The organism is uncultured Corynebacterium sp., from assembly GCF_947253065.1.
Classification (GTDB): domain Bacteria; phylum Actinomycetota; class Actinomycetes; order Mycobacteriales; family Mycobacteriaceae; genus Corynebacterium.
On record NZ_CAMXWS010000030.1, the window covers coordinates 1 to 23,377 of the forward strand.

Here is a 23,377-nt window from a genome sequence, read left to right on the forward strand (position 1 = left end):
AGAAATGTCCGCCCCGCGACACGCCGAGCGGACACACTTTTTGCTACTTAACCCTGAACTTACGCCCGAAAGCTTGGCTTAAGCAGAAGCCTTAGCGAAGCGCTCAGCGACATCGTCCCAGTTGACGACATTCCAGAACGCCTTAGCGTAATCAGCCTTCACATTCTTGTACTGCAGGTAGTAAGCGTGCTCCCACATATCCAGCATGAGAACCGGAGTGAAGTCAACGGAGATGTTGCCCTGCTGATCGGTCAGCTGCTGGATGATCAGGCGACCAGCGATGTGGTCGTAGCCCAGGACAGCCCAGCCGGAGCCCTGCAGGGAGGTAGCGACACCCTCGAACTGCTTCTGGAAGCCCTCGAAGGAGCCGAAGTCACGATTAATGGCCTCAGCCAGCTCGCCAGCTGGCTCGCCGGCACCGTTCGGGCTCATGTTCTTCCAGAAGATGGAGTGGTTGGTGTGGCCACCCAGGTTGAACGCCAGGTTCTTGGACAGTGCACGCAGCTTGTCCGGGTTTGCCTCACCGTTGCGCTCAGCCTCAATTGCCTCGAGAGCAGCATTCGCACCCTTGACGTAGGTTGCGTGGTGCTTGTCGTGGTGCAGCTCCATAATCTCCGCAGAGATGTGCGGCTCGAGGGCATCGTATGCATAAGGCAGGTTAGGAAGCTCGTAAACAGCCATGATCTATATCCTTTCTTTTTCGTTCACGCTTTATTCAAGCGCCGTACGCCGACCATGATAGGCAAAATTGAAAATCTCGTCCGCGACCCTAGGAATTGTCAGGCTAGCCCAGTAGTTATTTAAGGTATGGCTTTCTTCTTCGGACGTTCCCCGCAACTCGTTGACACCGATCGCGCACTGCCCGGACGCGATGAACCGGTCCTGCCTCACCCACAGCCACATGCAGTGTTGGGCACCCCGATCACTGGTCCGTGGCGCGAAGGGCAAAAACGCCTGCTCATCGGTATAGGCTGCTTCTGGGGCGCGGAGAAAATGTACTGGAATACCCCGGGAGTGGAATCCACCTCGGTGGGCTATGGCGGGGGAGTGACCCCGAATCCGACCTACCGTGAGGTGTGCTCAGGCCAGACCAACCACGTTGAATTGGTTGAAGTGGTCTACGACCCGGAGCAGGTCAGCCTCAAAGAACTCGTCCGCGCCGCGTTGGAATCGCATGACCCGACGCAGGGCTTCCGTCAGGGCAATGACGTGGGCACCCAGTACCGTTCGGCGTTTTACACCGACAGTGAGGACGAAGCCGAACAGATTCGTGCGTGGGTGAATGAATATGGACAATCACTAGGCAACGCTGGGTTCGGTCCTATCACCACGGAAGTGAAATCCGGAGTGGATTATTACCTCGCTGAAGACGAGCACCAGCAGTACCTGCACAAGGTGCCCAATGGCTACTGCCCGCACCACTCCACTGGCGTGGCTTGCGGAATCTAAGGGTTCACGCGCTGGAGTGTCGCCTGCGCGGATTCCTTCACCGCGGAGGCGGCATTTGCCCTGATCCTGGTGGAATCCTTGTGGATCCACTCTGAAATCGTCCTAATGGTGTCTTCGCTCGCGCCCACATCAAGCACTGCATTCCAATAAGCGACTGTCTCATTGTGGTACTGGTGCCCGTGACCGCCGGGCTGGTGTTGTGAGCGTAATTGGTCGACACCGACCTGCCAGCCGGTGATGAATGGCACCCAGCGCATGTTTTGCAGCACATCCACGTGCTGTTCCGCTGGTGCCTTCACACCGCGTGAGCCCGGTTCGCGCAGCCAGTCCGGCTTGCGCACGAAGAGTTTCCAATCCCACCACACCACCGGGTCCGAGGCGTGCTGTGCGAAAACAGCACGAGGAAATTCCCAATCCTGCTCGTAGTCGCTGCCATCAAAGGTGTGCTTCAGGTGGTCGGGGTGAGCAGTGAAGCGGACATGTCGGCCACCATCGACAACCGGAAGACGCTCTGGGCTGCCATGATCACGGTCGCGGGTGAGCTGAATGTGTCGCGCGGTGAATCCTGGCGTGCCAGTGAAAACACCACCAGCGATATTGGCAAGCATGGCATCGGTGCTGTCAAAGGAATCAGCTACACCGTAGGCACCGAGTGATTCGCCACCGACGTACATTTTCGGCCGCTCATCCTCCGGTATCTGCGCCAGACGTTCTTGAATAGCGTTGATCAACACCCGTGAGCTGCGCACCGGGACTTCACGGTCGGAAGCGTAGGAATATGCCGAGGGCATGAACGAATACTGGATGGCCACGATCGCGGAGTCCCCGCGGCTCAAGAACTCAAAACCTGAAGTGTGGAAGTCATTGATCCAGCCTGTGCCTGCGGAGGAGAGCACCGCGAGATTCTTGCGCGACCACGCATTGGTGCGGTCCATCTCATGCAGCACCATCTGCGCCTGCTCTTCCGGGCTGCGATCTTTCAACCCAATGAACACGCGGATCGGTTCACGAGCATCGCCAGTGCCGAGCACCTTCTCAATATCTGCCTTGCGCGGTCCGCCCGCTACGACAGCGCGTCCCTGGCGGCCCAGGTATTTCCACCGCTCCAAGGAATCCGGCGAACCCGAACGTTCCGGTTCCGTGGGTTTTTCCGCGCCGGGCAAGAACTCACGGTTGAGCTCATCGGCATTGCGGTAGGCGGCATTCAGGATTTGGCGCACCACGACCTTGTCTGTGAGAACAGCGCCCGCTGCACTCAAGCCCAAAATGGCGAGTGGCCACGACACCACCGGGGGCATCCAGCGGCGCAATTCTTTATTGAAGCGTCCAGCGGTGACTTGGATCCCCTCACCGAGCAGCAGAAGCACTCCGTAGCCAATGGAACCCAATCCGATTCCGGCGAGGGTTTGCAGCGGCCCAAGTTTGGTCGGGTCTTCGACGAGGCGCTCTTGCTCGGAACGTCGTAAAGCCGCGCCCAGGTACGTGCCCACCGTGACGGCACCCATGGCGACCTGCACGGGAACCGCCGCTTTTCGACGAAACGCCCGCGGATATTTCCAGTTATTCGCTCCCGCGACGTCGGTGAGAAGCTTCGTTGCGCCAACACCGACTGAGTGGCCCGCTGCCTGACAAATCGCGACATTCGCTGTGGTCACCCACCACGGGTGTGGCAGCAAAGACGGTGAGATCGCGCTCCATGTAGCGACCTCAGCCCCCAAAATCCCGGCCGCGAAATCATCCGGCAACCTGCGCAAACCTGACATGCGCACCACCGGTGTTAGGTCCGCGAGCAATTCGATCGCATATAGCGGCGCGCGGACAGCATGGGTGCGACGCGGCCACAAGCTCTTCACCGAATCCTTCACGTTGGTCGCTGCATCGCTGATGCGCGTGCGCAATGACCTGTACGGCGCGGCGAGTGGCTTGATAGACATGTGCTCTATTGTGGCAAAGTTCGTGCACCTGCGTCGCGCAAAACCAACGTAAGATGAACAGCGAGTTATTTTCACGTGATACTTGCGTATCCACTGCTTCTAGCGCTTTTCCGCACGCACCCGTGGGCCTAGGCTCGAAGCCAAGTTACACACGCTTTTTGGGGAGTCACCGCAGGCATGACCATCGCCACTTCTGCACAGGTTTCCGCGCCCACCGCTCAACCACTCATCGTTGCTCACCGTGGAGCATCTGGCCTCCACCCCGAATCCACGCGTCGCGCGTACGAAGAAGCGCTCAAGCTTGACGGGGTCCACGGCATTGAGTGCGATGTACGCCTCACCCGCGACGGCAAGCTCGTCGTCCACCACGATGCGTTGATCAACCGCACTTCCGACGGCATGGGTCGGATTTCCAAAATGGATTTCACCGAGCTACGCCAATTCAATTACGGCACGGAGGACGACCCGCAGGACATCCTCCTCCTCGATGAATTGCTGGACCTGCTTGAGGATTATCCGGATAAGCACATCTACATCGAGACCAAGCACTCCGCATTGTTCAACCCCGAGGTAGACGAGCAGGTGGTGCGCACGTTGTGGTACCGCGGAATGAAAGATGACCCGCGCGTACACCTCATCTCCTTTTCCCACTCGGCGATGCGCTACTTCACCCACACGGTCCCCGAGCTGGAAACTTTCTACCTTTTCCGCCTGCGGGAAAAGAAGTGGAATCCCACAAACACCATGCTGTCGCGCCCGTACGGCGTGGGCCCGGCGCTGTCCCACCTGCGTGGTACCCCGAAGCTGTTGGGCTACCGCGGGCTGCGCACCTACACCTGGACCGTGAATGAACCGGACCAGATGCGCTGGTGTCAGGAAAAGGGTGTAGATGTCTTCGCTACCGATCATCCGCAACTCGCAGTGGAGACTTTCCGCACCCCAGACACGGTGAAGTGACCTGATCCCGGTAAATTGGGAGATATGGCCAAGAAGAACCGTAAAAAGGAAGATCTGCCCGAGGGCATGAGCCGTCGTCAAGCAAAGCTTGCTGCTCGTGCCGCTGAGCGTGAGGCACTGCAGAAGGACCCGCGCCCGTACAAGGGACTCGCTGCGGAGACTGACCTTGTTGCACTGCAGGAATTCGTTCCATCCGCTGTTGCAAAGGTGGACATCAAGGGCACCGAAGTCAACCTCGTCACCGTTCTGCCGGGTGCAGGCGCAGCTTTGCGACGTCCTGAGGAAGACGGTGGCGAACGTTTTGTCGCCCTGCAGGTGCAGTCGCACTCGCAGAATCCGAACCGCGACCTCGCCTACGCCCTCAACTGGGTGCTTGAAGCCGAGCCGGGCGCAACGCTGAGCTCTACCGCTGCTGATGGCTCCCAGCCGGAGCTGAACACTCTGCTGTCTGAGTCCACCGAGCTGGAGATCACTGCTCACGATGATTTCAACTGGTGGTTCACTGATTCCGCAGCCGTCAACCCGCAGGTCCAGCAGGCGCTGGCCCGCGCCAATGATGCTGTTCTTCCGTCCGTAGAGATCAAAGCTGAGCTGCCGGGCTCCATTTGGTGGGTCAATCCAGGCGGTGGCAAGGCTCACATCCGTTGGGTCCGCCCTGAAGAAGACGAGCGCACCATGCTCAACGCTCTCGCACGCATCGCTGCCCGCGGTGAGCTTAACCTGGGCGAAGGCACCAAGTTCGCAGGTGCATTCCGCACCCACGGCTTGCTCGTGCCGGTGTGGGACCTCGATCCTTCCGTTGCCGCCGATTCCTACGGTGATGCACTGAAGAAGATCAACGACGCGATCGCCACCGAATACGACAATGACGCCCAGCTGACCGCCGACGAGCGCAAGCAGCTGGAGAACATCAAATCGCGCCAGGTCACCATTTAAAAACGCACAACCACAACCCAAAGTTCATAGAGGAATAGAGTCATGGCTTCCGGGACATCTCAGACATCTCGACGCGGCTTGAATACCCGCCACCTCAATTTCATTGCCCTCGGCTCCGCGATCGGTACCGGCCTGTTCTACGGTTCTGCCGGCGCGATCCAAGCAGCCGGACCATCGGTGTTGCTGGTTTACCTACTGGGCGGTGCAGTGGTGTACTTCCTGCTCCGCGCTCTGGGTGAGATGTCTGTCCATCACCCCGTCACTGGCTCTTTCGCTGAGTACACCCGCGCTTATTTGGGCGGTGCCGCCGGCTTCTTGACCGGGTGGATGTTTGCCTTTGAGATGGTGATCGTGGCTCTCGCCGACCTCACCGCCATTGGCATCTACATGGGCTTTTGGTTTCCTGATGTGTCGCGCTGGGTGTGGATTGTCGCCGCACTGCTCATCGTCGGTGCCGCGAATGTGGCCAGCGCTAAGGCCTTCGGTGAACTGGAATTCTGGTTCACCGTGGTCAAGGTCGGGGCTGTCATCGCCATGATCGTCGCCGGCGCCGCAGTGCTTGTCTTCGGCCTGTCTTCCGCAGAGACCACCGGCCCGGTTAACTTGGTCAATGATGGTGGCTTCTTCCCGAATGGCTTCACGGGAATGATTGCCTCGTTCATCCTCGTGCTCTTCGCATTCGGTGGAACAGAGATCATCGGTGTTGCCGGTTCTGAGGCCACCGACCCGAAGACTGCTGTGCCGAAGGCGGTCAACACTGTCCCGGTGCGCATCCTGCTTTTCTACGTGTTGTCCATCCTGGTCATCTTGATGATCAACCCGTGGCGCACCATCACCGGCGATGAATCCCCCTTCGTCCAGATCTTCTCCACCCTGGGCGTGAACTGGGCGGCTGGCCTGCTCAACTTCGTGGTCATCACGGCCGCACTGTCCGCGATCAATGCTGACCTCTTCGGTGCTGGCCGTGTCCTTACCGGCCTGGCTAAGCAGCACTACGCTCCCGGCATCATGGCCCGCACCGTTCGTGATGTTCCGGTCATGACCACCGTGATCCTGCTGATCGTCCTCATCGTCGGTGTTGTTGCCAACACCCTGATGCCGGACCGCATCTTTGAGATCATCGCTTCTCTGGCTACCTTTGCCACGATCTTCGTGTGGCTGATGATCCTGTTGGCTCACCTTGCATCACGTCGCAGCATGACCCCTGAAGATATCGCTGCGCTTGATTACAAGACTCCGTTCTTCCCATACGGCCAGTATTTCGCCATCGCGTTCATTCTGTTCACCTTCGGCATCATGCTGTGGCTACCGGAATTCCGTGGTGCATTCTTCGTCGGCCTCGGATTCAGCGTTCTCGCGGTGGCGCTGTACTACATCACTGGCCGCCACAAGCTGCCGGAGGAACCGGTGATGGCAACGCGCGCGGATTAGCGTCGATTGGCGTTGATTAGCGCAGCCCAGCGAAAAGTTGCTCCGCGGCAGCGTCGTCCCAGACAAGCACGCTGCCCACGTCGGTGTCGATGAAGCTAGCGATCGGCACCGTTTCCGTTTTCGCCCCGCCACGCATCGCGAAAGCCAGGCGCGCCAGGTGCCACACGTGGTCGCCCTCGCCGACAACCAGCAGGCTGCTCCCGCGCAGAACCAAAGGGATGAGCCTGAAGGGGTTGAGCAGAACCGACGGCGACAGCGCCTTGTGCATGATCGCACTGACGAACTCGCGTTGGCGCTGCACACGATCCAGATCGCCCATAGCTGTTGCGCGTGTACGCACATAGCCCAAGGCAGTTGGACCGTCCATCTTCTGGCAGCCAGCCTGCACATCCAGGTGCGCTAATGGGTCAGTGATCGGTTCCGCAGGGCACAGTTCCACTCCGCCGATCGCGTCCGTAATACCGGCTAGACCACCCATGCCGATCTCCGCGTAGTGGTCAATGCGCAGCTGAGTGGCATTCTCCACTGTCTCTGCAAGCAGTTTCGGCCCACCGTATGCGAATGCGGCATTGATCTTGTCCATGCCATAACCAGGGATTTCCACATACGAATCGCGCGGGATGGACAACAGCGTTGCCTTGCCAGTGGTGGGAATGTGCATCAGCATGATCGTGTCCGTGCGACCAGTGCCGATATCGCCACCTGTGCCCAGGCGCTCCACGTCCTTCTCGCTTAGACCTTCACGCGAATCCGAACCCACGATGAGCCAGTTCGTTCCTGCCGTATTTCCAATCGGCGCATCCGGGAAGGCATCCACGCGAGTCAGGCGTGCATCAGCAAACAGCGTTCCGACGACCAGAAACACCAGAAGCAGTGACAACACCGTCGGGATGCACCCCGCCTTTGGGCGACGCAACCGGGGCAGACGACGCTTTGGTCGCGGCATTGGCTGTGGCTGGTAAGGCCTTTGCATCGGCTGGACTTGGTGCTGCACCGGCCGTGGCTGGCGCTGCACGTGTGGCGTCCGTCGTGGTTCATACATCGTTTGCCGGGGTGCTTGCTGCCGGGGCATCTGTTGCCGTGGCATGTGCTGTCGCGGACGGACAGTCTCCCGGACGGGGCGCTCAGGTTCCGCACGGTACTGTGGCCGCTCTGGCCTGATCTGTCGTTCAGGTTGGGCCGGTCGCTCCGGCCTGATCTGTCGTTCAGGTTGGGCCGGTCGTTCAGTCGGGTTGCTGGCTGAACGTTTCCGGATGGGGCGGCCATACCTATCGATCAGTGGTTTCCCGTCTTTGCCCACGAGGAAATCCCCCGGGTTGTCCCGGGGGTCGTTGGAGTGCGGGGTTGTCGACATGGAATACATCTTAAACCGTGGCACCACACGCCACAGTATTTAACGGCTGTAACACAGGGAACTATGCGCTGCATAGTTCCTGCGGTTTTCCAACGGCGGGGTGAACGGCGGGGTTACAGCCCCAACCAGCTCAGGTCGAGGAAGAGGTAGCCGAGGTAGGCAACTGCATCGATGAGAAAGTGCGCCAGGATGAGGGGCCAAATTTTGCCGGTGCGGTGGTAGAAGTAAGCGAAGATGACACCCATGACGAGATTGCCAAGACCAGCGGAAAAACCCTGGTAGAGGTGATAGGTGCCACGCAGGATGGCAGAGGCGGCGATCGCGCCTGCGAGGGGGACACGGAGTTGGCGCAACCTGGTGAGCAGCCACATGACCACGACGGTCTCCTCGGCAAATGCATTGGCGGCTGACCAAACCAAAAGCAGGGGGACTTTGACGGCGTCGGTGGCGGGAATGACTTCCTTGGTTAGGCCGAACTGTAGGGAGGTGACGTAGAGGATCAGTCCGGGGATGCCGATCAGGGCAGCGAGACCGGCACCCCACGCCCAGTCGCGCCAGCGTGGGCGGGACAGAGAAGCGCCGAGCAGGAAGACAGCCAGGCCTCCCCAGGCGAAAAGAGTCGCGGCCGATGCGAGCTGCAAGGCGATGTCGAGCCAGGGGAGGGAAGAGGCGGCGTCGTTAAGCGTGGTGCTTTGTTGGTTGAGGGGTGTGGGCGCAAGCGCGGCGTCGATAAGTCGAAGTGCGGCGCGGATGCCGGACATGCCGAAAGTGATGGCGAGAACGAGTGTGACCTCGCAGAAGAGGCGGCGCCGATCGGTGGTCATGGGTCAACTGTAGGCTGGGTGACCATGAGTACGACTGTTGCGTACCTGGGCCCTGCCGGGACGTTCACTGAGGAAGCGTTGTGGTTATTCCGCGACCATATTGCAGGCGAAATCACGCCATTGCCCGTTGAATCGCCGTCGGCTGCGCTGAATGCGGTGCGTGAAGGCCGCGCGCAATATGCCGTTGTGGCGATTGAGAATTCGGTCGATGGTGCGGTGACCAGCACGTCTGACGCATTCGTCGAGGGCGGCGGGGTGATGATCTACCGCGAGGTGGAGCTGTCCATCAGCTTCGCCATCATGACGCGGCCGGGCTTTTCGCTGAGCGATGCAAAGCGCTTTTCGACGCATCCGGTAGCCCACCGCCAAGTCCGCGGCTGGTTGGAGGAGAACCTGCCTGGTGTGGCATTCAGCGCGGCACCGTCGAATGCTGCGGCGGCGAAGGCTGTAGCTGAGGGGGAGGCTGATGTGGCTGCTGCCCCGCGCCGGGCGGCGGACCTGTTTGGGCTGGAAGTACATGCGGAAGGCATCGCGGACATGAGTGAGGCGCGCACCCGCTTCGTGCTGGCTGGGCCGGTGGGTGTGCCCACGCAGCGGACAGGCAATGACCGCACGTCGGTGGTGTTCCAGCTGCCGAATGAGCCGGGAACTTTGGTCGGTGCGCTGCAGGAATTCGCATACCGTGGGGTGGATATGACGCGCATTGAGTCGCGTCCGACGCGCAAGACGGCGAATACCTATAACTTCTACGTTGACCTCGTTGGCCACATTGAGGATGTGCCGGTGGCTGAGGCGCTGCGCTCGTTGTGGCTGCGCGCAACCACCATCGCTTTTTTGGGTTCCTGGCCCCGCTTCGATGGTGTGACAGAGGAACGGGTCGTTGATCCGGAACGTCTTGAACAGGCAGAACAATGGGTCCGTGCGGCCCGGGAAGGAACATCATGTTGATCTTGTTGCGTCATGGCCAGACCACGTCGAATGTGGATCACAAGTTGGATACGCTTCTCCCCGGCGCTGAGCTGACGGAGCTCGGCCGCGAGCAGGCGAAGGCTGCCGGCGAAGATATCTTGGCTAATTACGACGTTGACCGCGTGATTTCCTCCCTGGCCACGCGTGCGAAGCAGACGGCGCAGATCGGCTTCGGTGAGCGCTTCGCCGCTATCCCCGCCGTCGACGGAATCCACGAGGTCAACGCCGGGCGGTGGGAGATGCACAATTCGGTCGAAGCGCACACCGCTTACCTGGGGGCGTTCCGCGGTTTCTACCGTCGCGAGCCGGATGCGCTTATCGACGGTGGTGATACCCTGCACACCTTCCTCACCCGTTACAAGGGCGGTTTGCTCCCATATGCAGCACAGGAGGGAACGACGGTGGCGGTGTCGCACGGCGGTGCGATCCGTGCTTTCGCTGCGAATGCGTGCGAGATCGATCCGGATTTCGCGGATGCGAGCTACCTGCCGAATTGCAAGTATCTGGTGATTGACCCGGCGGCCGGTCCGACCGGTGACCCGGTGGAGGATTTCGGCCAGTGGCGCGTGGTGCGCTGGGCTGATTACCCGTTGCCGAGCTAACCCCAGCCCAGGTGGTGCAGTTCGTGCTCTTCGAGCCCGAAATAGTGGCCGACCTCGTGGAAGACGGTCACCTTCACCTCGTGGCGTAGTTCTTCCTCGTCGGCGCACAGGTCCTCGAGGGCGTTTTTGTAAATAAACACCGCATCGGGCAGAAACCCAGTGTGGTTGGCGTGCTGCTCAGGAAGTGGCACGCCTTCGAAGAGTCCGAGGAGTCCCGGCTCGTCCTCGTTATAGGGCCGTGCAAGCACGACCATATTGGTCATCTTGCGTGCGAATTCCTCGGGGATTTCATCGAGGGCATCGTTGATCATGTCCTCGAAAACCTTGTCGCTGACAGGCTCCATCATGGCTGGGGAGCAGCGTTTTCGGTGTTCTCAGTGTTGCCAGCTTCCTGCTGGCGCTTTTGTTCCTCACGCAGCGGGCGACGCTCCGGCGGTGCCTTCGGGGTGTGCCCATCGACCTTGATGGCTTCGCGCCCGTCCTTGGCGGTGCCGGTGATGGGAGCGAACTTACCGTCCTTCGGGGAGACAAGACCACAGTTGACGGAACGGCTCCCACCATCCCATGCCTGGTAGGGGATGGTTCCCCAGTACACCTGCAGGGTGGATTGGTAGAGGTTTTCTTCCCCACCGAGGTAGTCCTCCGCAGCCTTGGCGCAAACGGCACCGAGGTGCTTGTCCTGGTCCTCGGCCGAAGGAGTGCGGTCAGGGAAGACCGGGGCGAGATCGATCTTGCCGGTCACCTCAATGTGGTGCGGTTCGGCGCAATCGATGGCACGCAGATTATTGGCCTCGTCGGTGACTTCGCAGGTACCCGGCTCAGCAACACGGGCTTGGTCCTGCTCAGCGGCGTGGCCAACGGTGAGGATCGGTGTGCCGTCAGTATCGGTTTCCTGCAGGCCACACAACATAGTGCGGTCGCCTTCCTCCCACGCTTCAGCGGGCGGGAGGATCGGGGCGATGGAATAGCGGCCGGAGGGATCGTAGCGGCCGTTCAGATAACGGATCGAAGCTGTGCGGCAGAGCTCCTCACGCAATTGCGCCTGACGTGTTGGGTTCGGAGCGGGAGCGTCCGGCCCAAATTCGGAGGTGGGATACGTGTTCAAATCCTCACGGGAAGAAACCTCAAAACGGTGCTCGTTATTACAGTCCGTCTCGGTGAACCCGGTGACAGCACCATCAGCGCCAATATCCCAGGTCAAGCACGCGCCACTATCAGCAGCAGTGAAGGATGGCGTGGCATCTTCATCATCGGCTGCGACATTGCTGGTGTGCGGGGCAGGCGGGGCCTCTTCCGGGGCGCTCGTGGTGAAACCGGTGGAGGCAGCGTAAGTGCCCATGCCCAATGCACCTGCCAGTATTGCTACCAGCACTGTGCGCAGAGCTGATGTGCTCAGCGAGGATTTCCGTGCAGCCATGGTCTCCATCATGCCTTATGTGGGGCCACGAGCTCACCCCACGGGGTAGGGTTAGTAGCCGTGATCGATCTCAAATTTCTGCGTGAAAACCCTGACGTTGCCCGTGCCTCCCAGCAGGCTCGTGGTGAAGACCCGGCGCTCGTGGACCAGCTCCTCGCAGCTGATGAAGAGCGTCGCGCCAGTATCCAGAAGGCGGATGAGCTGCGCGGTGAGCAGAAGGCCTTTGGCAAGAAGATCGGCCAGGCCGCTCCCGAGGACCGTCCCGCTTTGTTGGAAGGTTCCAATGAGCTGAAGGAGAAGGTCAAGGCGGCGGAAGAGGCGCAGAAGGCGGCGGAGGAAAACGTCGCAAAGCTGCAGTACCAGATCGCGAATATCGTCGAAGGTGCCCCTGCTGGCGGCGAAGAAGATTTCATTGTGCTGGAGCACGTCGGTGAAGTGCCGGAATTCGATTTCGAGGTCAAAGACCACCTCGATCTCGGTGAGGCGCTTGGCATTATTGATATGAAGCGTGGCACGAAGGTCGGTGGCGCGCGCTTCTACTACCTCGTCGATGATGGTGCGTGGATGCAGCTGGGCATGCTCATGCTGGCTGCACAGAAGGCACGTGAGGCTGGTTTCAAAGTCATGGTCCCGCCGGTGCTGGTGCGCCCGGAGATCATGCAGGGAACTGGCTTCCTGGATGCGCACGATGAGGAGATTTACTACCTCGAGCGCGATGACATGTACCTGGTAGGCACCTCCGAGGTCGCGTTGGCTGGCTACCACAAGGACGAGATCATCGACCTTTCTGATGGCCCGCTGCTGTACGCCGGTTGGTCCTCCTGCTTCCGCCGTGAGGCCGGTTCTTATGGCAAGGACACGAAGGGCATTTTGCGCGTCCACCAGTTCGACAAACTAGAGATGTTCGCCTACTGCAAGCCGGAAGATGCAGAGGAAATGCACCAGAAGCTCCTCGGCCTTGAGCGCGAGATGCTCGCCGCAGTTGAGGTGCCGTACCGCATCATCGACGTTGCTGCAGGTGACCTTGGTTCTTCGGCCGCTCGTAAGTACGACACTGAGGCGTGGGTGCCGTCGCAGGACACCTACCGCGAGCTGACCTCTACCTCGAATTGCACGACCTTCCAGGGCCGCCGCCTAGGCACTCGCTACCGTGATGAGGACGGCAAAACGCAGACTGCTGCAACGCTCAACGGCACGCTGGCCACGACGCGTTGGCTCGTAGCCATCCTGGAAAACAACCAGCGTGCGGATGGCTCTGTTGTGGTCCCTGAAGCTCTGCGCCCATGGGTGGGCAAGGACGTTCTGACACCGAAGAAGGGATAGAAACACTATGCGCCGTTTCCACCGTCTGTTTAACGTCCCCGATGATTTCCAACGCCCAGACCCGCACCCGGTGGAATCCAAAGAGCGGTTCTACCAGGGCATTATCCTTGGCTTCAAGAAGATCATGCAGGCCCAAGGACTGCAGTTCTACGTCAACGGGGCGGAGAATGTGCCCACGGAAGACGGCGCGCTGTTCGTGATCAACCACACTGGTTATTACGACTTCATCATCGCTGGTATTGGCCCGCACCTGCGGGGCAATCGCCTGGTGCGCTTCATGGCGAAGAAAGAGGTCTTCGACATGAAGGTCGTCGGATCGCTCATGCGTGGCATGAAGCACGTGCCGGTTGACCGTTCAGCAGGTGCTGCGTCGATCAAGGAAGCGACGAAGTGGCTGCGCAGCGGCGGTTTCGTGGGGATCTTCCCGGAATCCACCATTTCCCGTTCCTTCGAATTGGCGGAATTCAAAACTGGCGCGGCACGCATCGCAGATGAGGCTGGTGTGCCGATGATCCCGACGGTGATCTGGGGTTCCCAACGCCTGTTGACGAAGGGATTGAAGAAGAATCTCGGTCGTTCACACACGCCGATCATCGTTTCCTATGGCGAGCCCGTGATCACCACGGGCGACCCGGAGCGCGATACCGAACGCGTGAAGGAAGCAATGCAAAAGCTTCTCGACGCTAATAGGGCCGAGTACGAAGAGCGCTTTGGCCCCTTCCCGGATGGTTTGGACTGGATGCCGGCTTCCCTGGGTGGTTCTGCACCGACCTTGGAAGAGGCGAATGAGATCCTCGCTCGTGAGCGTGAGGAGAAGCGTAAAGCGAAGGAAGCTAAGCAGGCGAAAGGCGGATCCTGATGAGTGTGCCGAAGGGGTACCGCGCTGACAGCCATGTTTTCCTGGTGCCGGAAGATGCGCCGGTCACCCCAATTCAGCCGGGGTGGCGCCGTGAATACATGTACCGGCTGATCAAGGCCACTGTGACTAAAGTGTTGCGCCTGCAGGGCGCGCGGTTCTACGTTCACGGTCTTGAGCATGTTCCTGCTGAAGGTCCTGTGATTATTGCGGGCAACCACATTGGTTATTACGACTTCATTTCCGGTGCACTCCCCGGTCTGCTGCGTGGTCACCGGCCGACGCGGTACATGGCCAAGAAGGAACTCTTTGATCACTGGCTGATGGGCCCGATCTCTCGTGCAGTCGGCCACGTTGAGGTGGACCGCTCCTTGGGTGCAGCCAGTATTGATGAGGCAGTCAAGCGCCTGGGAGAAGGCGAGCTGATCGGCATCTATCCGGAAGGCACCCTGTCTGAAACGCTTGAATTGAAGCAGTTCAAAACTGGTGCCGCCCGGATCGCGCAGGCTTCTGGTGCGCCGTTGATTCCCATTGGCACATGGGGAACGCAGCGCTTCTGGGTCAAGGCCGGCCGCAAGGAAATGGGGCGCGCACACATTCCAGTGCTCACGCTCATCGGTCCGCCGATTGATACGACGGGCACGGCGGAGGAAGTGACGGAGAGGCTGAAACGGGCCGTCGATAAGCTTGTTGCTCGTGCGCGTGAACAGTATGCCGAACTAGAAAACGGGAGGTAAAAGCGATGGCGCCGAAGCTGATCGTGAGCGATATCGACGGCACGCTGCTGGACAGCAATGGTCGTGTGAGCCCGCGATTGCGTGATGTTTTGGCGCGTGCGGTGCGAGGTGGCACGCATGTTGCGCTGGCGACGGGCCGGCCGCATCGTTGGCTCGCACCGGTGCTAGATCAGCTGCCATTCACTCCGGCTTGCGTGTGTGCGAATGGTGCGGTGGTTTATGACCCGTCGCGCGACATGGTGGTGCACCGCCATGAGCTCGCCCCGGAAACCCTCGCGGAGATTGCTCGCACGGCGATCGATGTGCTTGAAGGGCACGGTGAATTTGGCTTCGGTGTGGAGCGTGTTGGCGATTCTGCGTTCGATCCGGAGGACGAATGCTTCCTGATCACCCCTGGTTACAGCCCTGATCTGTGGGATATTGGCTACGGCCGCGTGGATGTCGCGGAGCTTGTTTCGGTGCCTGCGGTGAAGATTCTTGTGCGCCACAAAGATATGACGTCCGCGGAGCTGTTCGATCTGCTCGCACCTGCTATTGACCCGGAGAGTGCGCACGTGACGTACTCGATGGATGAGGGGCTGCTGGAATTTTCCGCGCCGGGCATCAACAAGGCTGCTGGCGTGTCCATCGTGGCCACTGAGCTGGGCATTGATCCGAGTGAGGTGATCGCTTTTGGTGACATGCCTAATGACATTGAGATGCTGTCGTGGGCCGGCGTGGGCGTGGCCATGGGCAATGCTGCGCCGATCGTGCACGATGCTGCTGATGTGACCACTAATTCCAATGATGATTTTGGTCTCGCCCGCGTTATCGAGCAGTGGTTCTAGTGCGTAGGGTTAAATAACCCTCATGCCTTTCATCGCTGCTATCGACCAAGGCACCACCTCCACCCGGTGCTACATCACCACCGACGACGGTGAAGTCTTAGGAACCGCGCAATTCGAGCATGACCAGATCATGCCGCGCGAAGGCTGGGTCGAACACGACCCGCAGCAGATTTGGCGCAACACGCGCCGCGCACTTTCCGAAGCGCTTGTCGACGCCGACTTGGAGCTCGAAGACCTCCACGCCATGGGCCTGACCAATCAGCGTGAAACCGCCGTGATCTGGGATAAGCACACCGGCAAGCCGATTTACAACGCGATTTGTTGGCAAGACACCCGCACGGAAGATTTCGGTGAAGAAGGTGCACCGAAAGACCGCTACATGCGCAAAACTGGCCTGCTGGCTAACTCGTACCCGGCTGGTCCGAAGTGGGCCTGGATTCTGGACAATGTCGCGGGAGCGCGCGAGCGTGCGGAGAAAGGCGAGCTGCTCGCCGGCACAGTGGATACATGGTTGATCTGGAATCTCACCGGCGGGCCGCATGCAGGGAAGCGCAGCGGCATGTTCGATCTTTTCGTCTCCCGCGGCCGCGCCCAGCACGTCACTGATGTGACCAATGCTTCGCGCACGTTGCTGATGGATTTGGAAACCCTGGAATGGGATCCCCAGTTGTGCGAGGAGCTCGGTGTTCCGCGTTCGATCCTGCCGGAGATTCGCCCAAGCTTTGGTTCATTCGGTGCGATGCGTCGGAAGAAGGGCAAGGAAGTACCCATCACCGGTGTGCTCGGTGACCAGCAGGCTGCGCTTTTCGGGCAGGGCTGCCTGGAAGAGGGTGAAGCGAAGATGACCTATGGCACGGGTCTGTTCATGCTGCTTAACACCGGTGAGCAGGCACAGTTCTCCGAACATGGTTTGCTCACCACCGTCGCATATCAAAAGGCAGGGAAGCCGCCGGTGTATGCGCTGGAAGGCTCCGTCGCTGTGGGTGGTTCGCTGATTCAGTGGCTGCGCGACCAGATGTGCATCTTGAAGTCCGCGGCCGAATCGGAGGAGCTCGCTTCCCAAGTCGATGATGCTGCGGGCGTGGTCATCGTCCCGGCTTTCTCCGGGCTTTTCGCTCCGCGCTGGCGTCCGGATGCCCGCGGCGTGATCACGGGGATTACCCGTTTCACCGACCGTCGCCACATCGCCCGCGCCGCACTCGACGCCACCTGCCTGCAAACGCTCGAGGTGGTCCGCGCCATGGAAGCAGATTCCGGGATCACCGTGGACAGCTTGCGTGTCGACGGCGGCATGACCGGCAACGACCTGCTCATGCAAATGCAGGCAGATGTCCTTGGCGCCTCCGTGGTCCGCCCCGATAATATGGAGACCACCGTGATGGGCGCGGCCAGTGCCGCATGCGTAGGCGCAGGTCTGAGCGAGCACCCCTTGAGCTTGGGCGGGGAAGAGAGCTGGAATAGCGAAATGGCCGGCCCCGACCGGGACCGGCTCATTGAACGCTGGGAAGAAGCGGTGTCACGCTCCTTCGACTTGGCGTGAGATCGCCGTCGCTTTACTTATCGACGGTCACGTCCACATTTCCCGTACCAGCGTGGTAGTTGATCGCACCACGCTCGAACTCAACACGTGCGTCGCCATTATTGGCAGCGCCATCGCTCTTGACCGGGCGACCCAGCGGGCCAAGATCCAGGCCCTGCTTGAGCCATGCATCAGCGATCTTCTCCGGCATGATGATCTGTTCGCCATTGCCGCTGAGCAGGGCGATGCCCTTTTCGAAGATGGCGTATTCATCGCCACCCACGCCCTGGAGGATGCCTTCGAGCTTGCCCAGCGACGGCTCGAGCTGCTGCCACGTTGCCTTGGTTTCCTCACTGCCGACCAGGTTGATGGCCTGGCCGATCAGCGGGCGCAGGCTGCTCAGCGTCATGCCCGGCAGAATCTCCATATTGGCGATGTTGCTGACCTGGTTCGGGATCATGCCGTTGGCCGCTGCCGCCATCAGGACAACACCACCGACGGTGCCCACGGCAGCGGCGATAGCTGCTGGATCACCAGAGAGCAGCTTCTCAAAGGAGATCTGGCTCGAGGTGTTCACCAAATTATTGATCGTGGTCGTGGTGCCATCACCGTTGTCGACGGTGCCGGACGTACCCGTTGACGTGTTAGCCCCAGAGTCCGTCTGCTGCGAAGGTGCCGGCAACGACGGCTGCCCGCTAGAGACGTTGCCACTGTTGATCTGGTCGTACTTCGCCTTGGCGTAGGTACGGATCGTGCCCATCTGGGCGTACAGGTTATTGCCCGGGCAGTCGTTGTAGTGGAAGTCGCGGTGGGCGTTGATATTCGGGAACATCTGGCCCTGGCCAGCGCGGAACTTGGAGCCACCGAAGTTGAAATCAGCGGTCAGGTACGAGCTACCGGTCGGGTCGAATTTGGCCACGGCGGCCTTCCAGCCAATGATGTCGCCCATGGCCTTCAGTGCTGCTTGGGAGGGGGCAGCGGTGTTGTAGTTACCAATCATGGACACACCGAACGTGTGGGCATTGAAGCCACCTACGTGTGCGCCCTGAACAGCGCGGTCCAGACCACCTGCACGGCCTTCGTAGATATTGCCGTACTTGTCCACGAGTGCGTTGTAGCCCATGTCGCCCCAGCCGCGGGTCACGGCGTGGTACTGCCAGATGCCACGGACAACGCCCGGTGCCTGTGCAGCGGTGTAGTTATTCGAACCAGCCGTGTGGTGTACCGTCGCAGCCTTCACCGGCTCGTTGTAGTACGGGGTGCTGCTGCTGCCTGCGCCCCACGACGAGCGGGAGATCACGCGAGGCATGCCGTTGGCGTTGGACTGCGCCGGCGCGATCTCACCGTCGACAGTTCCTTCGCCACCGTTGATGAACACAGCTTCAAGGTCTTCTGCCTTGGTCACGGCACCAGCGTCATTAGCACCGTCAGTCTCTTCCACCTCTTCCACGTCTGCGACCGGTGCGATGTCACCGACGTTGGAGGGCAGTGCGCGCGGTAGATCGCCGAGTGCGCCTGGTGCGTTGTCTGCAGGCAGTTCCGGCAGGTCAACCGGTGCGGAATCCGGCAGGGACTCTTCCGGGACCGGCGGGATCTCGTCCTGGTTGGTCACGGTCTCAGCTAGGTCGAGGTTGGTTTCACCCAGGTCGACATTGGCCGTGGAGACCTGAACCTTCTTCGTCGGCTCGACGTAAATCGGCTCGGTGCCCTGAATCTCAGAGCCTTCCGGGCCAGCTTCGGGGTCCATGGCGTACCACTCGGACCACGTGCCGTCGGCACGCTCGGCGCGGACGTAGGCAGCGATGTCGCGCTCGCCGGTCCATGTGAGTCCGAAGATGGAGAATTCCTCATCGCGCGTGAATTCCTTCACGGTGCGTGGTTCATCGCTACCACCCTGGGTTGCGATGGCCGCATCGTCTACGACGACATTGTCGCCGTCGCCAAATGATGCGGACGCACTAGTGACATTCACGTCTCCTGCGCCGACCTCTTGGGTCTTGAGGATCTCGTTTCCGCCGAAGGCTCCGGCGGCGACGAGCGCGACGGAGGTAACGGCCGCGAGGACCGGGGTCTTCCGGGCAGAAGACGGATTCAGCCGACGTCGTTGTTTCACGGTGATCGCTCCTGAGTTAATAGTGACAGCTGTGACTAATCTAGATCCTAAGCTACGGATGTGACAACTGTGATCAATGTGGTTTCGGCGTGTCGCGTGCCTGTCGCCCGGCCAATTCCCCGCTAGCCTTTAAGGCATGACTTATGACCTCATCGTCGTCGGATCCGGGTTCTTCGGCCTCACCATCGCCGAGCAAGCAGCCAGCGAGCTGGGCAAGCGCGTGCTCGTCGTGGAAAAGCGTTCCCACATCGGCGGCAACGCATATTCCGAAAACGAACCCGAAACTGGCATTGAGGTGCACAAATACGGTGCGCACCTGTTCCACACTTCCAATGACCGCGTGTGGGCGTACGTCAATCGCTTCACCGATTTCACTGACTACCAGCACCGCGTCTTCGCCATGCACGACGGCACGGCGTACCAGTTCCCGATGGGTCTTGGCCTGATCAACCAGTTCTTTGGCAAGTACTACAGTCCGGACGAGGCTAAGGCGCTCATCGAGGAGCAGCGCGAGGGCAAGGACCCGGCCGAAGCTACCAACCTGGAGGAGCGTGGCATCGCGCTGATCGGCAAACCGCTTTACGACGCCTTCGTCAAGCACTACACCGCCAAGCAGTGGCAGACCGATCCGACTGATCTCCCGCCGGAGATCATTTCCCGCCTGCCCGTGCGCTACACCTTCAACAACCGCTACTTCAACGACAAGTACGAAGGCTTGCCTGTCGACGGTTATGCCGCCTGGCTGGAAAAGATGGCCGAGTCTGACCTGATCGACGTCAAGCTCGACACCGACTGGTTCGACGTCCGCGAATCCGTCCGCGCCGAGTCCCCTGACGCACCAGTTGTGTACACCGGCCCGCTCGATCGCTACTTCGATTACTCCGAAGGCCGTCTTGGCTGGCGCACCCTCGACTTCGAACAGGAAGTCCTTGAAACCGGTGACTTCCAAGGCACTCCGGTGATGAACTACAACGATGCGGACGTCCCGTACACCCGCATCCACGAGTTCCGTCACTTCCATCCGGAGCGCGACTACGGCAATGACAAGACCGTCATCGTCAAGGAATACTCCCGCTTCGCTGAGGATGACGACGAGGTCTACTACCCGATCAACACCCCCGAAGACCGCGAGATGCTCAAGCGTTACCGCGAGCTTGCCGCTGCCGAGTCCCGCGAGAACAAGGTCCTCTTCGGCGGCCGCCTGGGCACCTACCAGTACCTGGACATGCACATGGCCATCGGTGCTGCGCTGTCCGTCTTCGACAACCACGTCCGTACCTACTTCGAGGACGGCAAGGCGATCGACCAGCCGCGCGGGCACTAGGAGCTGACCGTGCGGAGAGACTTGGTCACCGCAGGGATCGAGAAAATGGTCAACTCCATTGCGAGTGGCCATTTCCCTGAAGGTGAAGCCTTGCCTGGCGAGCAGGCGCTGGCAGAATTTCTCGAGGTCTCACGCCCAACCATGCGTGAGATTGTCCGGGCACTAGCCGACCGGGGAGTTCTTGAAGTCGTCCACGGACGTGGCACGTTCGTGCTGCCACGAAGTCAGTGGCGTGATGTGGAGACCCTGGTGGAAGTATGGCGTCAGGTATTGCCGCAGTCAGAGGTGGATGAGCGTCTGACTGAGGTGCGCCGGATGATTGAGGTCGGTTCATGCGGCCATGCAGCCAATAACCGCACGGCTGAAGATATTGAAGCGTTCGAAGCGTGCCTCGAGCGCTTTGCCGAAGCTGCTGCAGCAGGTGATCTTGAAGGTGTGAACAGGGCAGACGTTGAATTTCACAACCAGATCCTGCGCGCGACCAAGAATCCATTCCTTATGTCTGTGATGCGTCCGCTTGAGGGGGCGCTCGCAGAATCGCGGCGGCGGACCACTGCGGATCAGGAAGTGCGTGCCCGAGCAGATTGGCATCACCGGCAGATTCTGAAGGCCATCGCGGCGGGGGATGCCGAGGGGGCAAAGAATGCCATGCGTGCTCACATGGATCAGACATGGTCGGACCTTCGGGGTTCCGATCGGGGTGATGGTCGGGGGTAGTCCTCCGGTGGCGTAAGTCACATTCTGTGGTTAATTGCGACCTAGGCATTACGCTTTCTCGTAACTCCTCAGAGGTCTGAGGATCTGGCGAAAAGAAAGCGAGCCACAATGGTTTCTCTGCAATCCCTGGTTGCGGACTACCCCGACCCAGTCCGCATTCCCGCATCTCACATCCCGGCCACCGACACCATGCTGGTCGTGCTGGATGATGATCCGACGGGCACCCAATCCGTCGCCGACCTCCCGGTGCTGACCCGTTGGGAAGAAGATGACATGGTCTGGGCACTCCAGCAGGACGTCCCGGCGATCTACGTCATGACCAACTCCCGTTCGCTCGACCCGGCAGATGCACGTGCGATCAACCTTGACGTTGCTCGCGCAGCCATCGCAGCAGCGAAGAAGCTGGACAAGCAGGTCGCATTTGTTTCCCGCTCGGACTCCACGCTGCGCGGCCACTACCCGCTTGAGCCGGACACACTCGCGGAAGTCGCTGAGGCGAATGGGCAGGCCATCGACGGCTACGTCATCGTTCCTGCCTTCGGTGACGCTGGTCGTATCACCGTCGGCGGTGTGCACTACGCAGGCAATGACACGGATGGCTACCAGAAGGTGGAAGACACCGAATTCGCCCAGGACGCCACCTTCGGTTACTCACACTCCCGCATCGCCGATTGGGTTGAAGAGAAAACAGACGGCGCGGTGAAAGCCACCGACGTGATTGAGATCCCGTTGGATGTGGTGAGGGGGGAGCAGGGCGGCGTCGAAAAGCTTCTGCTTGAAGCCCGCGACCGCACCCCGATCGCGGTGGACATTGTCACGGAGGACGATCTGCGCCTGCTGTCGCTCGGCCTGATTGAGGCTGAACGTGCAGGTAAGAGCTTCATTTACCGCGTTGGTCCGCCGTTTGTTCGCGCGCGGATTGGCCAGGATGTGCCCGAGCCGGTTCGCCCGGAGCGTGTGGCGCAGCTGCGTCAGAACACGGACAACGTGGCCGGCGGCCTGATCGTGATTGGCTCGCACGTGCCCACCACCACGCGTCAGCTCGCGCGGTTGAAGGAGACCAATGAGGCGCCCGTCGTGGAGATGGATGTCGCGCGCGTTATCGGGGAGGGCCGCGAGGAATACATCGCCGAGCTTGCGAGCGAGATTGAGCATCTGCTCATTCGCGGCAACGTCATTTTCCACACCTCCCGTGAGCTCGTGCGCGGCGCGACCCCAGATGAGTCGCTCGCGATCGCCCGCAAGGTTTCTGATGCCCTGGTGACGGTGGTCAACCGCGTGGTCAACCGTGTTACGCCCGCCTTCGTCATTGCCAAGGGCGGCATCACGTCCTCCGACGTCGCATCGAAGGGCCTGGAGATGACTCGCGCGATGGTCATCGGCCCGATGCAGCCCGGAATCATCTCCATGTGGCAGCTGCTCGACGGCCCTGCCGCTGGCGTCCCATACATCGTCTTTGCCGGAAACGTGGGCGCCGATGACTCGCTCGCCGAGGTCGTCGCCGCGCTTTCCACCGATTCACTCAACTAAAGGAGCACAACATGTCACAGCACACCATCACCGTTGTCGGCCTCGGCGCTATGGGCCTGCCGATTGCTACGAACCTGCGCAACCACGACTTCACCGTCCGTGGCGTAGATATCGCTGAAGCACGCCTGGCGCTTGGCCGTGAGGCTGGCCTGGAAGTTTTCAACACCGCGCTCGAGGCCGTCGAAGGTGCTGACGTTGTCCTGCTCGCAGTGCGCAACCACGCGCAGCTCAACGAGGTCCTCTTCGGGGAGGCTGGCATCGCCGACCGCATGAAGGACGGCGCCGCGATCCTGCTCATCTCCACCGTTGGCGTCGCAGCCGTTGAAGAAACTGCAGCTTTGCTTGCAGAAAAGGGCATTTCGCTTATCGACGCCCCCGTTTCCGGCGGCCCCGTCCGCGCCGGTGAAGGCGCCCTCTTGGTCACCGTCGGTGCTGAACCGGACGTTGTTGACCGTTACCGCGATGTGCTTGAGGCCATGGCCGGCAACCTGGTGATTGTCGGTGACAAGCCAGGCAAGGGCCAGGCCCTGAAGACCGTGAACCAGCTGCTCTGCGGCG

At 60.4% G+C, this 23,377-nt stretch carries 22 protein-coding genes; 15 read left to right on the forward strand and 7 right to left on the reverse strand.

Annotated elements, in window-relative coordinates; all coding sequences use genetic code 11:
• Positions 1–78: 78 nt before the first annotated feature.
• Positions 79–681, reverse strand: coding sequence for a superoxide dismutase (locus Q0X21_RS07700; RefSeq protein WP_297851302.1), 603 nt, complete (start codon positions 679–681; stop codon positions 79–81).
• A 126-nt stretch (positions 682–807) separates the two neighbouring features.
• Here Q0X21_RS07700 and msrA point away from each other — a divergent pair, with 126 nt between their 5' ends.
• Positions 808–1,449 (forward strand): peptide-methionine (S)-S-oxide reductase MsrA, encoded by a 642-nt coding sequence (gene msrA, locus Q0X21_RS07705; RefSeq protein ID WP_297851304.1) that lies wholly within the window; start codon positions 808–810, stop codon positions 1,447–1,449.
• Here msrA and Q0X21_RS07710 read toward each other — a convergent pair.
• Positions 1,446–3,383 (reverse strand): alpha/beta-hydrolase family protein, encoded by a 1,938-nt coding sequence (locus Q0X21_RS07710; protein ID WP_297851305.1) that lies wholly within the window; start codon positions 3,381–3,383, stop codon positions 1,446–1,448. The two genes, msrA and Q0X21_RS07710, sit on opposite strands and share 4 nt — an antisense overlap.
• Positions 3,384–3,560: 177 nt before the next feature.
• Here Q0X21_RS07710 and Q0X21_RS07715 point away from each other — a divergent pair, with 177 nt between their 5' ends.
• From Q0X21_RS07715 to Q0X21_RS07725, 3 genes are read left to right on the forward strand one after another with little or no spacing between them, the layout of a single operon-like run.
• Positions 3,561–4,340 carry a glycerophosphodiester phosphodiesterase family protein gene (locus tag Q0X21_RS07715; protein ID WP_297851307.1) on the forward strand — a complete coding sequence of 260 codons (780 nt, stop codon included), beginning with the start codon at positions 3,561–3,563 and terminating at the stop codon, positions 4,338–4,340.
• 24 nt (positions 4,341–4,364) lie between these two features.
• Positions 4,365–5,276, forward strand: a complete 912-nt coding sequence (locus Q0X21_RS07720; RefSeq protein WP_297851308.1) for a DUF5926 family protein — start codon at positions 4,365–4,367, stop codon at positions 5,274–5,276.
• 42 nt (positions 5,277–5,318) lie between these two features.
• Positions 5,319–6,707, forward strand: a complete 1,389-nt coding sequence (locus Q0X21_RS07725) for an amino acid permease (protein ID WP_297851309.1) — start codon at positions 5,319–5,321, stop codon at positions 6,705–6,707.
• A gap of 16 nt (positions 6,708–6,723) precedes the next feature.
• Here the strand turns inward: Q0X21_RS07725 and Q0X21_RS07730 are convergent, their stop codons facing one another.
• Together Q0X21_RS07730 and Q0X21_RS07735 are read right to left on the reverse strand one after the other, a co-directional pair.
• A complete protein-coding gene (locus Q0X21_RS07730; protein ID WP_297851311.1) occupies positions 6,724–8,061 on the reverse strand; it encodes an LCP family protein in 1,338 nt (445 codons plus the stop codon).
• Positions 8,062–8,174: 113 nt separating this feature from the next.
• The gene (locus Q0X21_RS07735) at positions 8,175–8,885 is read right to left on the reverse strand and encodes a CPBP family intramembrane glutamic endopeptidase (protein WP_297851313.1); all 711 of its coding nucleotides are present in this window, start codon (positions 8,883–8,885) and stop codon (positions 8,175–8,177) included.
• Between the two features lie 24 nt (positions 8,886–8,909).
• On the opposite strand from Q0X21_RS07735, the gene pheA reads away from it, so the two are divergent.
• Positions 8,910–9,833: a prephenate dehydratase gene (gene pheA / locus Q0X21_RS07740; RefSeq protein WP_297851314.1), complete on the forward strand. Its 924-nt coding sequence runs from the start codon at positions 8,910–8,912 to the stop codon at positions 9,831–9,833.
• Positions 9,827–10,456 carry a histidine phosphatase family protein gene (locus tag Q0X21_RS07745; RefSeq protein WP_297851316.1) on the forward strand — a complete coding sequence of 210 codons (630 nt, stop codon included), beginning with the start codon at positions 9,827–9,829 and terminating at the stop codon, positions 10,454–10,456. Before pheA ends, Q0X21_RS07745 begins: the two co-directional genes overlap by 7 nt.
• Here Q0X21_RS07745 and Q0X21_RS07750 read toward each other — a convergent pair.
• Together Q0X21_RS07750 and Q0X21_RS07755 are read right to left on the reverse strand one after the other, a co-directional pair.
• Entirely contained in the window at positions 10,453–10,800 is a 348-nt protein-coding gene (locus Q0X21_RS07750) for a metallopeptidase family protein (RefSeq protein ID WP_297851338.1), read from the reverse strand. The two genes, Q0X21_RS07745 and Q0X21_RS07750, sit on opposite strands and share 4 nt — an antisense overlap.
• Complete coding sequence (locus Q0X21_RS07755; protein ID WP_297851317.1) at positions 10,800–11,873, reverse strand: septum formation family protein; 1,074 nt, start codon at positions 11,871–11,873, stop codon at positions 10,800–10,802. The genes Q0X21_RS07750 and Q0X21_RS07755 overlap by 1 nt, the downstream gene beginning before the upstream one ends.
• Positions 11,874–11,933: 60 nt before the next feature.
• Here Q0X21_RS07755 and serS point away from each other — a divergent pair, with 60 nt between their 5' ends.
• The 5 genes from serS to glpK are packed head-to-tail and all read left to right on the forward strand — an operon-like array spanning position 11,934 to position 17,156.
• Positions 11,934–13,196 carry a serine--tRNA ligase gene (gene serS / locus Q0X21_RS07760; protein ID WP_297851319.1) on the forward strand — a complete coding sequence of 421 codons (1,263 nt, stop codon included), beginning with the start codon at positions 11,934–11,936 and terminating at the stop codon, positions 13,194–13,196.
• Positions 13,197–13,203: 7 nt separating this feature from the next.
• Positions 13,204–14,055: a 1-acyl-sn-glycerol-3-phosphate acyltransferase gene (locus Q0X21_RS07765; protein WP_297851321.1), complete on the forward strand. Its 852-nt coding sequence runs from the start codon at positions 13,204–13,206 to the stop codon at positions 14,053–14,055.
• Entirely contained in the window at positions 14,055–14,789 is a 735-nt protein-coding gene (locus Q0X21_RS07770; protein WP_297851323.1) for a 1-acyl-sn-glycerol-3-phosphate acyltransferase, read from the forward strand. Before Q0X21_RS07765 ends, Q0X21_RS07770 begins: the two co-directional genes overlap by 1 nt.
• Before the next feature lie 5 nt (positions 14,790–14,794).
• A complete protein-coding gene (locus Q0X21_RS07775) occupies positions 14,795–15,616 on the forward strand; it encodes a Cof-type HAD-IIB family hydrolase (protein WP_297851325.1) in 822 nt (273 codons plus the stop codon).
• Positions 15,617–15,638: 22 nt separating this feature from the next.
• Positions 15,639–17,156, forward strand: a complete 1,518-nt coding sequence (gene glpK, locus Q0X21_RS07780; RefSeq protein WP_297851327.1) for a glycerol kinase GlpK — start codon at positions 15,639–15,641, stop codon at positions 17,154–17,156.
• A gap of 13 nt (positions 17,157–17,169) precedes the next feature.
• On the opposite strand, the gene Q0X21_RS07785 is transcribed toward glpK, so the two are convergent.
• A complete protein-coding gene (locus Q0X21_RS07785; protein ID WP_297851329.1) occupies positions 17,170–19,248 on the reverse strand; it encodes an N-acetylmuramoyl-L-alanine amidase in 2,079 nt (692 codons plus the stop codon).
• A gap of 136 nt (positions 19,249–19,384) precedes the next feature.
• Here Q0X21_RS07785 and glf point away from each other — a divergent pair, with 136 nt between their 5' ends.
• The 4 genes from glf to Q0X21_RS07805 all read left to right on the forward strand — a co-directional run.
• Positions 19,385–20,572 carry a UDP-galactopyranose mutase gene (gene glf, locus Q0X21_RS07790; protein ID WP_297851331.1) on the forward strand — a complete coding sequence of 396 codons (1,188 nt, stop codon included), beginning with the start codon at positions 19,385–19,387 and terminating at the stop codon, positions 20,570–20,572.
• A gap of 9 nt (positions 20,573–20,581) precedes the next feature.
• Positions 20,582–21,289 (forward strand): FadR/GntR family transcriptional regulator, encoded by a 708-nt coding sequence (locus Q0X21_RS07795; protein ID WP_297851333.1) that lies wholly within the window; start codon positions 20,582–20,584, stop codon positions 21,287–21,289.
• A 108-nt stretch (positions 21,290–21,397) separates the two neighbouring features.
• Positions 21,398–22,819, forward strand: coding sequence for a four-carbon acid sugar kinase family protein (locus Q0X21_RS07800; RefSeq protein WP_297851335.1), 1,422 nt, complete (start codon positions 21,398–21,400; stop codon positions 22,817–22,819).
• Positions 22,820–22,830: 11 nt separating this feature from the next.
• Positions 22,831–23,377 (forward strand): NAD(P)-dependent oxidoreductase (locus Q0X21_RS07805; protein WP_297851336.1); only part of this gene is annotated, 547 nt, incomplete at its 3' end.

What these genes read in the sequence shown, in the direction of transcription:
- Q0X21_RS07750 (WP_297851338.1), bottom strand. Translation starts at nt 10,800, where the DNA reads ATGGAGCCTGTCAGCGACAAGGTTTTCGAGGACATGATCAACGATGCC.
- glf (WP_297851331.1), top strand. Translation starts at nt 19,385, where the DNA reads ATGACTTATGACCTCATCGTCGTCGGATCCGGGTTCTTCGGCCTCACC.
- Q0X21_RS07725 (WP_297851309.1), top strand. Translation starts at nt 5,319, where the DNA reads ATGGCTTCCGGGACATCTCAGACATCTCGACGCGGCTTGAATACCCGC.
- Q0X21_RS07700 (WP_297851302.1), bottom strand. Translation starts at nt 681, where the DNA reads ATGGCTGTTTACGAGCTTCCTAACCTGCCTTATGCATACGATGCCCTC.
- Q0X21_RS07770 (WP_297851323.1), top strand. Translation starts at nt 14,055, where the DNA reads ATGAGTGTGCCGAAGGGGTACCGCGCTGACAGCCATGTTTTCCTGGTG.
- pheA (WP_297851314.1), top strand. Translation starts at nt 8,910, where the DNA reads ATGAGTACGACTGTTGCGTACCTGGGCCCTGCCGGGACGTTCACTGAG.
- Q0X21_RS07775 (WP_297851325.1), top strand. Translation starts at nt 14,795, where the DNA reads ATGGCGCCGAAGCTGATCGTGAGCGATATCGACGGCACGCTGCTGGAC.
- Q0X21_RS07720 (WP_297851308.1), top strand. Translation starts at nt 4,365, where the DNA reads ATGGCCAAGAAGAACCGTAAAAAGGAAGATCTGCCCGAGGGCATGAGC.
- Q0X21_RS07745 (WP_297851316.1), top strand. Translation starts at nt 9,827, where the DNA reads ATGTTGATCTTGTTGCGTCATGGCCAGACCACGTCGAATGTGGATCAC.
- Q0X21_RS07715 (WP_297851307.1), top strand. Translation starts at nt 3,561, where the DNA reads ATGACCATCGCCACTTCTGCACAGGTTTCCGCGCCCACCGCTCAACCA.
- glpK (WP_297851327.1), top strand. Translation starts at nt 15,639, where the DNA reads ATGCCTTTCATCGCTGCTATCGACCAAGGCACCACCTCCACCCGGTGC.
- Q0X21_RS07800 (WP_297851335.1), top strand. Translation starts at nt 21,398, where the DNA reads ATGGTTTCTCTGCAATCCCTGGTTGCGGACTACCCCGACCCAGTCCGC.
- Q0X21_RS07755 (WP_297851317.1), bottom strand. Translation starts at nt 11,873, where the DNA reads ATGGCTGCACGGAAATCCTCGCTGAGCACATCAGCTCTGCGCACAGTG.
- msrA (WP_297851304.1), top strand. Translation starts at nt 808, where the DNA reads ATGGCTTTCTTCTTCGGACGTTCCCCGCAACTCGTTGACACCGATCGC.
- Q0X21_RS07735 (WP_297851313.1), bottom strand. Translation starts at nt 8,885, where the DNA reads ATGACCACCGATCGGCGCCGCCTCTTCTGCGAGGTCACACTCGTTCTC.
- Q0X21_RS07765 (WP_297851321.1), top strand. Translation starts at nt 13,204, where the DNA reads ATGCGCCGTTTCCACCGTCTGTTTAACGTCCCCGATGATTTCCAACGC.
- Q0X21_RS07730 (WP_297851311.1), bottom strand. Translation starts at nt 8,061, where the DNA reads ATGTCGACAACCCCGCACTCCAACGACCCCCGGGACAACCCGGGGGAT.
- Q0X21_RS07710 (WP_297851305.1), bottom strand. Translation starts at nt 3,383, where the DNA reads ATGTCTATCAAGCCACTCGCCGCGCCGTACAGGTCATTGCGCACGCGC.